Genomic DNA, 12434 nt, shown 5'->3' with positions numbered 1-12434 from the left:
CGTGAGCGCCCAGACTTTCAACGGACCTTCGAGTCTGCTCGGCCCCGCCGATCTCTACTCCTCATTTCGAATATCCGTCCGTCACCGCCACCCTGACCCCGCAAATGCTCGGTAAAGAATGAAATTGGGCCATCGCTCGTGACCCACCGTCCCGTCGCAATTAAACTGTCGGGGGGTGGCGAAAAGCTGATTGACGACAAGTACGATGTCGGCGCACTACTTTAAAACGTTGTCAGCCCCATTTTCGCGGGTGAAGTTTCTGCCATTCGCTAATCTCGCGTTGGCGCGGCTTTCCGGTGTCACAACCGCTCGGCTTAGACACCGTAACTTCATGGTGCGTTCACGATCGTTCCGCGTCGGTTACAATCGCGATCCTCGCAATATCACGTTTCGCTTGAATGGACGGCCGATTATTCGCACATCGGGGGGATGTCAGAGGAGGGGAACAGTTCCGATACCGAGCACGGCTCGAGCCCGGCATCGCGCGGCGCGGCTGGGGCCTATATCGAAGGTGAGCTCGGGGCGCTCTATCTTCTGGCACTGCTGACCGGAAACCGAGCGCCGGGGTTGCCTGATGTGCGCGTGACGAGTGTGCGCTTTCAGGGCGTCGAGCAGGGGTTCAAGCTCGACGACCTCATTATCAAGGGCGTTGGCGCCAGCGGCGATGCGCTGCTTGAAATCCAGTCTAAGCGCGACATTCAATTCTCGCCAAAGGACGCGGTCTACAAGGATGTTGCGCACCAAATCGCCAGCAGCACGATCGGAGATGTGCCGGCGGAGCGCCATCTGTTTGGAATCGCCACGCAGCGGACCAGCCGCAAGATCTCGGGCGCCTATCAGGACGTGCTGGGCTGGGCGCGCAGCACGGAAACAGCGGGCGAGTTCTTCAAACGGCTCGCGGCCAAGGGGGTAGCGAACGACGATATGCGCGCGTTCGTTACAACGACGCGTGCGCATCTTGTCGCGGGCGGCGTCGCCGATGACGATGAGGCGATCTGGCGGCTGCTGCGCCGAATGCTGATTCTAGAATTCGATTTCGAGGCAAGCGCGCCGATTGCACGGACGTATGGCCTGGCGCTCGCGCGCATGGCGCTGGCCGACGAGCAGGTCACGCGCGCCGAGGCGCTGTGGAGCCGGCTTGTAGATCTCTCTATCCAGACGGGCACGCGTGGCGGTGAACTCGATGCTGCCGCGCTTAAGGCCAATCTCGCCGAGGCCAATTTCAACCTTGCCGGCGATCGCGAGTACGGCCCGGCTCGCGCGCGGCTTGCCGAACTTGCGCAGAACACGCTAGCGCATATCGGGACGAGCGTCGCAGGCGTGACGCTGCCGCGACTGGCGGCAATTGCAGCACTTGACAATGCGGTGGAGACGCAGCGCTTTATCGTTATCCGCGGCGATACCGGCGTCGGCAAATCGTGGGTGCTGCGCCACTATGCCGATCGTATCGCGGCGCGCGCTCCGATTATGGCCCTCGACCGTGAAGCGACGCCGGCTGGTGGCTGGCTGCCGCTGGCGAACGCGCTCGGCATTCCGGGATCGGCGGAGGCGTTCTTGACCGATCTGGCCGCGAGCGGCGGCGCCTTTCTCTTCATCGACGGCATCGACATGGTCGATGATGCTGGGCGCCAGCGCACGATCAGCGAGCTGCTGCGGGCAGCCGCCGCCATTCCCGGGTTTACGGTGATCGCGACCGCGCGCCAGGCTGGCGCGAGCGACGCCATCGCCTGGATCGACAACCGGATTGCGACCGCGCTCGGCGGGCAGCACGCGCTCGAGGTCGAGGCGTTGTCGGATGAGGAAGTCGCGATCCTGATCGACCAGGCGCCCGAAATGCGCATGCTGCTCGATGCCAGTCATCCCGCGGCCCAGCTTGCGCGCAACCTTTACCGCCTGTCGCGACTACTTCGCGAGCCAAGCGCCGGGTCCATCCGGACCGAGGCCGCGCTCGCACAACTCTGGTGGACCAGTGCCGATGGCGCGCCCGCTACAGAAGTGCGGGCCGCGCAACGGATCCTCGAGGCGCTCGCGACGGCCGCGCTCAAAAGCGACGCTGGGATCGATCTTGCCGAGGACTCGCCGGCTCGCGACCATCTGCTTGGCGCCCAGTCGCTCCGCGAGGTCCGGCGTGACCGGCTCGATTTCTACCATGACGTGCTGCGCGACTGGGCGATTGGCGCTTACCTCGCCGAAGACGCGTCACGGTTGGCGAAGTTCAACCTGACCAGTCCCGTGTCGCCGCGCGTCGCTCGCGGCGTCGAAATCGCTGCCCGGTTGGTGCTCGAGACAGGGAAGGATGTAAGCGCTTGGCTCGACCTGCTGACGCATCTCTCGCCGCCGAGCGCACACGGATCGTGGCGCCGCCAGGCGATCCTCGCGCTGGTTAGATCCGAAGTTGCGATCGATCTGCTCGACAATTCGAGCACGTCGCTCCTCGCCGAGAACGGCGGGCTCCTAATTGAATTGTCCACGACGATCGTCGCCGTCGAGACGCTGGCGGCGGCCGACATCGTCACCTTACCTGACGGATCAAAGGTCAATCTGCCGCGCTCGTACCGGACCGACGTGACGGGATCGTCGGTCCTGGTGCTGCGCTGGGTGCTCGGCCACGACGCCCAAATCCCGATGTCGGCGATCGGCGCGGTGGTCGAGCTGGTCGAGGTCCAGACCTTCTTCCTAAAGATGCTCCCCTCGCTGGCCGAGCGCACCGCCCGGCTGCTGTTCGGCTGGCTCTGCCAGCTCGACCTACGCAACACCCCGGTCACGATTCCGGGAATGGACAGTCGCGCACGCTGGACGAGCGACGCACAGCGGCAGACGATCGACAAGCTCCGGCTGATGACGATGCTGCTCGGGTCGTTCGCGCCGGACGCGCTCAGGGCCTATCTCACCGCGGTCACGAGCGACGGCGACCATTACAAGATGAAGGATCTGCGGCAATTCTCTAGCGTGATCGCGCCGGTCGCACCGGCCGAGCTCGCGGCGATGGTCAAGGCCAGCCTGATCGAGAAGAAGGACGATCGGCGTGGGCGGAACCGAGCAATGGAGCGCGCCTTCAGCTTTGCCGACAGCGACTATCTGCCGCCATCACCCGCGCAACCGCCGTTTCTTGACCTGCTGAATGCCGCGCCGGCTGAAGGACTGGCGCTGATCCGGGCACTGGTCGAGGAGGCGATCGTGTTTCATACCGACGGGCGCGAGCCCGACGACGATGGTATTACAGTCGACTTCGGTGAGGGGCCGCGCTTTTTCCCTTGGGCCTGGAGCTATGGCTGGTCGCGGGGCCGCGGCAATGAATATGCGGCCGCCTCCGGGCTTTTGGCGCTGGAGGCGTGGAGCCAGAAGCGGCTCGATGACGGCGATCCGGTTGAGGCGGTGTTGGCCGACATTCTCGGACCCGAGGGGAGCGCTGCCGCCTATCTGCTGATCGCAATCGATGTTCTCCTGTCGCACGGCACGATCGCGCGCGTGCCGCTTGCACCGTTCCTCGCTAGCCCGCAGTTGCTCGCCGACGATCGCACCCGGCAGATCCATGATCAGGTGGAGTCGGGGCTCGACACGCTTGGGCTGAAGGAAGAGCCGAAGGGGCCGGTGCGCATGGCCGATCTTCGAGCACGCCCATCGCGCGGCTACTCGCTGGTCGACACCCTGCCAAATTTCCTCGCTGATGAGCCGGTCGGCAACGGGTTGCGGATAGCGCTCGCGGCCGCCGTCGAGACGCTTGAGCCTTATGGCGCGCACGCGACGTTGAGCGACCCCGAACTGGCCGGACGGAACGCGCTCAACCTCCTTACCCGGGCGAACTGGTTCGAGCGGGACGACGGCAATCTCGAATATCGCTCGCCGCCGGACGAGGCCGCGCATTTCACGGCGCTCGAAGCCAAGCGCGACGTGTCCGTCCAGGCAAGCGGCATGGAAGCGCGCATTTCGATGGCCGCTGAGGGCGGCGACTACGCGACTGCTGACACTGCGCGCGACGCGGTCGCCTATGCCGAGGGCGGCGTGCCCGATGGCAGCGATACCGACGTGCTTCAGTCACGCTCGACGCGGCTGATCACGACGGCGCTGCTGGTCGCGCGCGACGGCGACGACGCGCTGCTCGCGGCGAACGAAGCTTGGGTTCGGCAAGTGATCGCCATCGCGCTTGAGGCGAAATCCGATCGCGGCGGCGGCTCGCACGACATGCTGCGCTACAACCGCCCGGCGATCGCGATCCTGGCGCTGATCCATCTCTGGGCTCGGCAGGGCCAGATCGCCGACCGCGATACGCTGGTCGCGCTGGCGACACGACAGGACCGGGCGCCGGCCCCCGCGGTGGCGGCGGCGGTCCAGCGCATCCTCGAGATCGAGCCCCGCCTCTTCAAGGCGATGATGCGCGCGGCTTTTGCCAGCATGACGTGGCGCTGGAAAAGCTACGAGCCGGAAGAAGAGGCGCTCCACGCGGCGTTTGAAGCGGAACGCGCCGCCGGGATCGATGCGGCGGTGGCGGCCGAACTAGCCTGGCTTGACGGCGGTGCGGAGCCGGACTGGCCAGCTTGGCCCGACGAGCGTCCAAACCTGCGCCGGGCTAGCCGGATTCGAGTGCCGGGACCGGTTACGCCGGAGAAGTTAGACGCCGACGACGCGCTCGAGACGGCGATCGACGCTCCGTCGGCGATCCTTCATGTCGATCATCAGGCGGCGGGCCAATGGCTTGCGATGATCCAGTTGGCGCCTGCCGGCGCGATCGGCTGGCGGCAGGAGATCGTCTCGGCCTACGCCGAGTGGACGGGGCGAATGAACGGGCTGGGCTATGCGGAAGATGCTGAGGTCAGCCGCGACCCGAACGATTGGAATGTGCACTATTACGCTTTCTACGCCGAGCGGCTGCTCGACGGGGACGATGCGGCATTCGCGGCCGACTTGCCGTTCGTGACCGACCTGCCCGACGCGCCGTTCGGCGAAGTCGCGCAAACGGTGCAGCATGCCGCCGACGCGCTCTATTTTAGCGACAGCGGCCGTGCGGCGGCGCGACCGGTGGCGCTGCGCGAAAAGCTGGTCGGCCGTGTGATGACCCTCAACAGGTGGCAGCATGCCCGCGACCCTGCCGAAGCGCGGATCGACATGGAGAGCGGCGGCGTCATCGCGAAGATGCTGTTCAACACCTATGGGATGATTAACGGGACGCACAGCTATTTGCCGCGTGCCTTGTTCGACAGGGTCGATCCCTTTCTGCCGGTGCTGCGCCCGATGTTGCCTGGCGGGCAGACCGTGTTCGTGGCGCGCTGCACGATGAACCTGTTGCTGGTTGCGCCGCGCGCGCGGCATCTCGACTTCCTGCTCGACGCAGCCAATGCCTGGTTCGGCCGCACGACATCACCGGGCCTCTGGATCGCGGGCGGCGTCGGCCGTCAGGTCGTGCAATGGTTCGAAGCGGTGTTGGTCGAGGACCCGGGGCTGCTAGTACCTACGCATCCGGAGCGCGCGCGGATCGATCGGGTGCTCGGGCAGCTTGTCTCGGTCGGTGTCGCCGAGGCGCATGATCTGGAGCGCCGTGTCACGGCAGCGGCCGAAGCCACCGCAGTCGTATTCGTTCGTCACACGCCGGGTTGAAGCTCAGGGGCGTTGCAGCGTGCTCTGTAGAAACGGTACGTGAGACCGCCGGGTTTGCTCTCAGGGGAAGGTTTTTCCCTCTCTATCTGGATTGCCTTCGGTGCCAGCCAAACCTGTTCTGAGCTACAGCTGGGAGCAGGAGTGGGTCAGTCAAAAATCCATGAGAAAGGGAAAGGCTGGGTCCGCCGACATTTGGTGCAGCGGAACGATTCAGTAAGCACCAACCGAGCCGCGTTATGTGCAGTCATTACTAGACGAGCGGTGCAACCGCAGCACCTTACTTGCGTCAGTGGTCCTAGCTGTCGAAGGGCATCGACTTCATTATCGCCACCTTCGACAAGATAAAGTCCTATTATCGACCGAGCGACGAAGGCGGACTTTCCACCCTGATCCGGGTCGGCGATCTTCTCAAAAAGGCCTAGAATTACATGTGAGAAGTACAGCAAGATATGCGGCAGAATATCGTAGATTAATTTATAAAGATCATCATCTCCGTGGCTTTTGAAGATAAAATTAAAGCTTTCGGGCGTAGTCCGAAATTCCACACGCTCGACCGTGATCAGGTGCACCGCGTGCTGAAATAGCTTCTGAAAGCCCCAATCGCAGGTCGGAGAAAACAGTGCTGCGTCGAGGAAGGAAGCCTCGAGAACTGCTTCGACTTCAGTTCTGGCTAACGCGCCTGTCAATATCTCGATCCTGCGCCCTTTGACGATGCTTGCTTTGAAACCTTGGGGGCTGTTTGTCAAAAAATTGCGATAGAAATCATCTTCGTCTGCCAGCATCCATGACAGGTAAAGAAGGCTATCGGTGAGCGGCTTCCGCAGCAGGTTCAGCGCGACAATGCTTTTACGTTTCTCGAGGCATCGCAGTGCCTCGTAGATGTGATGGAAAGAATCAGACACCATCGCCATAGTGGTCTGGTTGAGCACCACTCTGCGTGCCTCGTTCTCGAACCCGCAGGTGCGCATGGCTGTAACGATATCTTCCCGTTCCGCGATGTCGTTGAACTTACGCGCTTGTGCGTCGTCTCTAAAATTCAACGTTACATTGTGAGCGCGTGCTCCCTCATATTCGACGAGTATGCGGGCTCCTTCGTCATGCAGGAAGAACGAATACTCGTGCGCGAGGCGTAAATGCGTGGGGATCCAGCCTAATCGTGATCGGGGGATGAGGTGAACGCTGCCCGGCATCGGATCACCATATCAGCCCAGCTAATGGCTGCCAAAATTGGCCTGGTCTGTCGCAGTGATACGCGCTTCTAAGCCGGCTCCTTGATGCCAAAAGGCTCAATCGGGCACGATGAACAAGTGCCCGCTCTCGAGAACGGCTTAATGGGGCTTAAGTGGCTGGGTACGGGTCGCGCGTGTCACAACCGGACGGTTGTGATCCTGTCCGTTGACGCACGGGTTTGTGCCGGTTTGAAAGTGTCAAAAGGGCGCATCACAAGTCCGCTCACGATTCGACGGAACGACCCGTTCCCGGCCCATTCCCTCCCGCCTCAACGAGCGTCCCCTTTGTCGTGATCGACGCCCGAAAGCGGTCAGGCCGCTTGTCACCCTCGGCCGGCGATCGAGCCCCCTCCCCTGCCGCCTGAACGAACGGCCGGTTTTCCCGGCCGACCGCCCGAAAGCGGACGGGCAGCTATGCCACCCCTGGCAGGCGCTCGAGCCCCCTCCCCTGCCCTCTTAACGAACGGCCGGTTTCCCCGGCAGACCGCCTGATAGCGGACGGGCAGTTATCCACCCTCGGCAGGCGCTCGCGCCCCCTCCCCTGCACGATGAACGAACGGCCGGTTTTCCCGACCGACCGCCCGAAAGCGGACCGGCCGCTTTCCACCCGTCTCAGGATCTCGAAGCCCCCTCCCCTGCCTTGTGAACGATTGGCCATTTCTGCCGACTATTTGTCCGAGGACTGACAGATAGTTCCATTCCTCGGCAGGCGATCGCGCCCCCTCCCTTCCCGCTTACTGATCGACCGACTCTCTCGGGCATCCGCCTTAGAGCGAGCCTCTGCTATCCCAACGGGGAAGGCTCTAGAGCCTGTCTGCACGCTGAGCGAGGCGTGAACGCGAGAGCGAACAACTACGGTCAGCAATTACCCGGAAGGGATGTGGCAGCTCCCCGGTAGATGAAGGTGCTGACTCGACACTTGAAGCCGAGCTCATCGGGACAGAGGACGACCGCAATTTAGTATGCAAGACCCGTCGGATTGTCAAAAAAGCCTTCACACCTATCCAGAATGATGCCAACCAGTCGTTTCACAAGCATTGACTCCTCAGGTGACGCCGAGAGCTGACGCTTTGGTCGTTTTCGAAGTTGCTTATCGCGATAATGGACAGATAGGACTACGCCAGCAATCCTTCGATGGCCTTGAGAAGCTCCACGCGTGAGACATCCGCCCTCGGCGGGACCTTGATCGTCAGCCCCCCTCCTCTCGTCTTCGTGTATCGAAGGATCACCTTGCCAGCCTTACCTGTCACCTCCTTCTCAACCTGTCGTTTCGACGTCGGCGTAACAGTAGCTCTGACAAGCCGCTTGGCAACCTCCGGGCCGCTCAACCTCGCGCCACTTACGGCTCGCTCCTCCTGGATGCGCCCTGCCTCTTCGCCCATCTTGGCCAGCGCCTTCGGATCGGATGTCAGAGGCTTGATGTCGCGGGCGACGCGTACAGTAATGTCGTGCGTGTCCGAGAACGCTTGTACCAAAACATCGGGGAGACGCGCGACGTCGAGAAGGCGACTAAGCCAAGATTTCGACAGCTTCAGATGCTCGGCCATTTGCGACTGTGAGCCGTCGAAGAACTCGGCGAGCGCTACCGTATATTCCTTGGCACGCTCCCAGTCCGAGATGTCCTTGCGCGAGCGGTTCTCGACGTCAGAGACGCGGAACGCCTCCTCGTCGGTGACGCTCTGCACGGTCACGAGGTACTCGAACTCGGGGTGATGGTGAGTGCGAAGCCACTTCACCGTCCACCAGCGACGTACACCGGCGACGATCTCGTAATCGAAGTCGGGGTCGTCCTTCAGGCGGCGAACGATTGCGGGGATGCGTTGCTTCTTCGCCGAGAGAAAGGAGTCGATGAGGTCGCCGCAGCTGTCTTCCGTTAGGTGGTCGAGGTCCCGATTATGCATCCGCCAGGGACGACAGCGGTCCGGGTCCACCCACTCCGTACGATCAGCCACAGTCTTGCCCGTTGCGATCCGGGCCAGCGTTTGGCTTCGGCTCGCCATAATCCCCTCCGCTGACGCCGACCGATCCAGATTTTCCTCGTTATCGAGGCCCTCGGTGAACATCGAGCCGAAGCCCCTATTGCCTTTGCTCATCGCCTAATCCTTTTTCTCACTGAAGCTCTGTTTCGACGCCGCCTAACCCGAGTTGCCACGTGGCAACCGGACGCCCGGGCTCATGCTTGTTTGGTTGATCAAGACACCGCTTCGAGAGACCGTCAAGAAGGCCCTAGCACGTTGTGATCTGGCGATATTGCTGAGGTTTGCCACGTGGCAACTCGCCCGACTCCCTTCTGCCACATACCGCAGTTCTGACGTACGCCATGGACTTCCATGGAGACCCGTTGCCACGTGGCAACGCCGGTCAAATCTGACCCCCTGCCTGGCTTGCCCAGGTACGCAGCACATCCTGCTCGATGTCCTGGCACACCTCGTTGAGGTGCTTCATGCAGCGATTGTAAACCTCGTGCGACGTGACCGGCTTCTCGAGTTCAAACACCGTCTTCATACGCGAGCTGGCGTTGTCGATTTCGGCGCTGGTCACCATCACGGACTGGGTCATTGAGCCGCCAAAGACCTGGCGCATCATTGAAAGGATTTCACGATGCATTGACTTGCTCTCGTCGACACGGCTGCCAACAAGACGGATGAAGTTATACGCTGGTCGTCCCCTTCCTGCGAGCTGCTCTAGCTGCCTCATGGTGGTTCGAGTCATGTCGATGAATGAAACAGTAGACGCGAAATCTACAAGACTTGGCGGCACCGGAATGACCATCGAGTTCGCAGCCTGAAGCACCGCCATCGAGACCATTCCGAGTGCCGGAGGTGGATCCATGATAACCACATCATAATCGTCTACCACCTCGTCGATCGCCTGTGCGATTAGGTCGATGATCTCCATATTTTGGCTCTTCGCCATGTAGCCGGCGATCTCATACTCGAGATTATAGAGGCGCAGGTTAGACGGGATCAGGTGCAGGTTGTGAAAGTGGGTCTTGCGGATGATCTTGCGCACGCCGAGAAGCTCGGGATTATGGAAGTGCCCATAGAGGGTGTCCTCCTCGTTCAGGTCGACATCCGGACGATAGCCGAACATCATCGTCGATGAGGCTTGGCTGTCGCAGTCGATGAATAGCACGCGGTAGCCCTTGATCGCGAAATGCTGAGCGAGATGAAGGGCGATCGTCGACTTTCCGACACCGCCTTTGAAATTGCATACCGAGATGATCGCCGGCGTATCCGAAGGCTCACGCCAAGGGCGGGTGCCAAATACCTCGCGCATGTGGTCCAACTCTTCCAACGTATACTGAAGTCGGTGCCCAGATCCTGTACGACCGCGCGCGGGCAAGCGACCATCGCGTTCGGCTTCACGTACGGCAGACGCTGTTCGCCCGACCAATGCCGCCGCCTTGGAAATTGGGAAAGTGGGGCCCTTCTTTTGACCAGTGTCCGGATCGACAGTGCTGTCGCGAATACGCTTGAGGATTGTCAGCGATTTTCTATGGAGCACGTCCAAGCCGCCTTCCATGAGGTCGTCGGAAAGGGGCAGGGCTGGGTCAGTGGCCATCGTGGTCCCGCATTTGTGAGTTTGCACTCGGCCAATACGCCTGTTGGCAGTTTTGATCAACAAAGGACCATCAAACCTCCAAGCCGACCGATGATCTCCGAGCAGTCCGGGCGGTCGCTACTTCCTCTGAAGTCACGCGGCTAACCCACTGCGATGATCTCCGAGCCTTTTGGCGCCAGAGCTACTCGGCTCGTTTGGGCGACGCCCGGACCTGGGCGGCGGCTGTGGGTAAATGCCGATGATCTCGGTACTTTCCGATGATGACGGTGCGGAAAAGCGATGATGTCGGTGCGTCGCAACCGATGATGTCGGAGCACATACCTAAGACATGGAATCAACCTAAGAAAACCGATGCGCGAATCGTCCGAAAATCTCGATTGTGAGAAGGGCAGGGGGCGGCAGCGCGAAAAAACGGCACCGAGATCATCGGTGATTTTGCAGGTTTTAAGGCCAAAAACGTGGTCAAACTGCCAACAGGGTTGATTTCAGCTCTCGAACCTGTTGAGACATGCACTCACACTCCGAACAGATTCGGGGCGAGGGCGGGCCATGAATGGGGATCAGCATAAGCCGTTAGGGCATCAGTACGCACTAGCCATGCTGAGTGGTGGCGAAGATCGCGTGCGCCAGCTTGCGACGACAGCCGGAACGCAGCTCACGCTCGATGCCTTTCTGAGGGTGCACGATGAGGAGCCGGTGCCGGCCTTCCTCCACTCAGCGCTCTGCGCCATGTCTCTACCCACAAAGCGGCCTAAGGACGAAACCGCTCCGATCGTTCGCGAGGACGGCAAATACGCCCTCGCGATCAATCCTCGCCCGGTACTGCAAACCGTCGATGGCAAATCGGTGATGCGCAGTCTAGGCGTTCCCTATGGCGCCTACCCTCGTGTTGCCCTGATCTACCTTTTGTCGCAGGCGGTAATGAAGCAATCCCGGGACGTGTACCTAGGCCGCAACTTTACAGAATGGATGCGCCGACTGGGGTACCAAACGGTGTCCTACGGTCCACGCGGAACCGCTAACCTTATGCGCGAGCAGGTCGATCGTCTGCTCGCTTGCGAGTGGCAGATCCGTTGGGACGGCACTGAAGCTGGCGACAATGCTTTCGCGGTCCGGGATGTCAAAATCTCCAACGAATATGCGGGGTCGCTCGATAAGAATGGCGCGTTTGCACGCGAAATTCGGATGTCAGAGGCATTCTACAGCCACCTGATCGAACATGCCGTGCCGCTCAACGAGGTCGCCATTCGGGAGTTGAAGGGAACCCCAACGGCGCTCGATCTATACACTTATCTGGCATATCGCCTCCCGCGCATCGCCTCCGACAAGGGGCAGGTGATCTCCTGGGATCAGCTGGCCAAGCACCTCGGCAACGAGGCCGACAGCAAGCGTTTCCGGCAGACCGTACGCGAGACCATGCAGATCGTGTCCGCGGTATACCCTAATGCAAACGTCGACCTGTCCGGGCGCAAAGTCGTGCTGCATCCGTCACCTGCGCCGCTCGAGCGCAAGCTCGTTGGTCGGCATCTACGACTGATGGGACCTCCGGCTACAGCAACGGAACCGAGATCATCGGTCGGACCACGTCGGAGGGCGTCAAGCAGCGATCACGTAAAAGCAGAGCCTCTCCTGTCTTTTCCATCGGGTTCGCTCGCGTACGGAGCACGGGAGGCGAAGTTTCGTCAGATAGGCCTCACAAAGGGACATCCATGGTCAGTCGACGACATGGCGGCAGCCTTTCGCAAGGGCTGTCCTAATTTTACCCGCACTCGCTCCGATGGGGAGTGGCTCCGCGTCTGGGAAGCGTTTGTCCTGAAGTATGCTGAGCGCCGCGCGAACCGCATGGACGACTGACCGATGATCTCCGAGCCGTTTACGCACAAGGAGCGTTTCGGTACGGCAGCCGCGACGGTCAGGCTCAAAGGGGAGGGGGGCGTACGCCGGAGGGAGCCATGCCGCTTACAACCAGAGAGCCATCTCAAGAGCTTGTGGATATCCTCATGCATCTGGTGGCCGCTGGTTCGGCTAAGTGGCGATGTGTAGGTGCCC

General features: G+C 61.4%; 5 protein-coding genes. 2 read left to right on the top strand and 3 right to left on the bottom strand.

Features of this window, described 5'->3' with window-relative positions:
* Nucleotides 1-429: 429 nt before the first annotated feature.
* Complete coding sequence (locus EV292_RS20960) at nucleotides 430-5592, top strand: ATP-binding protein (RefSeq protein WP_132911219.1); 5163 nt, start codon at nucleotides 430-432, stop codon at nucleotides 5590-5592.
* A 146-nt stretch (nucleotides 5593-5738) separates the two neighbouring features.
* Here the strand turns inward: EV292_RS20960 and EV292_RS20955 are convergent, their stop codons facing one another.
* The 3 genes from EV292_RS20955 to EV292_RS20945 all read right to left on the bottom strand — a co-directional run bounded on the left by EV292_RS20955 (nucleotide 5739) and on the right by EV292_RS20945 (nucleotide 10385).
* Entirely contained in the window at nucleotides 5739-6782 is a 1044-nt protein-coding gene (locus tag EV292_RS20955; RefSeq protein WP_132911218.1) for a hypothetical protein, read from the bottom strand.
* Nucleotides 6783-7936: 1154 nt separating this feature from the next.
* Nucleotides 7937-8914: a ParB/RepB/Spo0J family partition protein gene (locus tag EV292_RS20950; protein WP_132911217.1), complete on the bottom strand. Its 978-nt coding sequence runs from the start codon at nucleotides 8912-8914 to the stop codon at nucleotides 7937-7939.
* Between the two features lie 268 nt (nucleotides 8915-9182).
* Entirely contained in the window at nucleotides 9183-10385 is a 1203-nt protein-coding gene (locus tag EV292_RS20945; protein WP_132911216.1) for an AAA family ATPase, read from the bottom strand.
* A gap of 549 nt (nucleotides 10386-10934) precedes the next feature.
* Between EV292_RS20945 and EV292_RS20940 the strand changes: the two genes are divergently transcribed.
* Nucleotides 10935-12239, top strand: coding sequence for a replication protein RepA (locus EV292_RS20940; protein WP_132911215.1), 1305 nt, complete (start codon nucleotides 10935-10937; stop codon nucleotides 12237-12239).
* The last annotated feature ends 195 nt before the right edge of the window (nucleotides 12240-12434 follow it).

Source organism: Sphingomonas sp. BK235, from assembly GCF_004345855.1.
Taxonomy (GTDB): domain Bacteria; phylum Pseudomonadota; class Alphaproteobacteria; order Sphingomonadales; family Sphingomonadaceae; genus Sphingomonas.
This window is presented reverse-complemented; position numbering and strand designations above follow the sequence as displayed.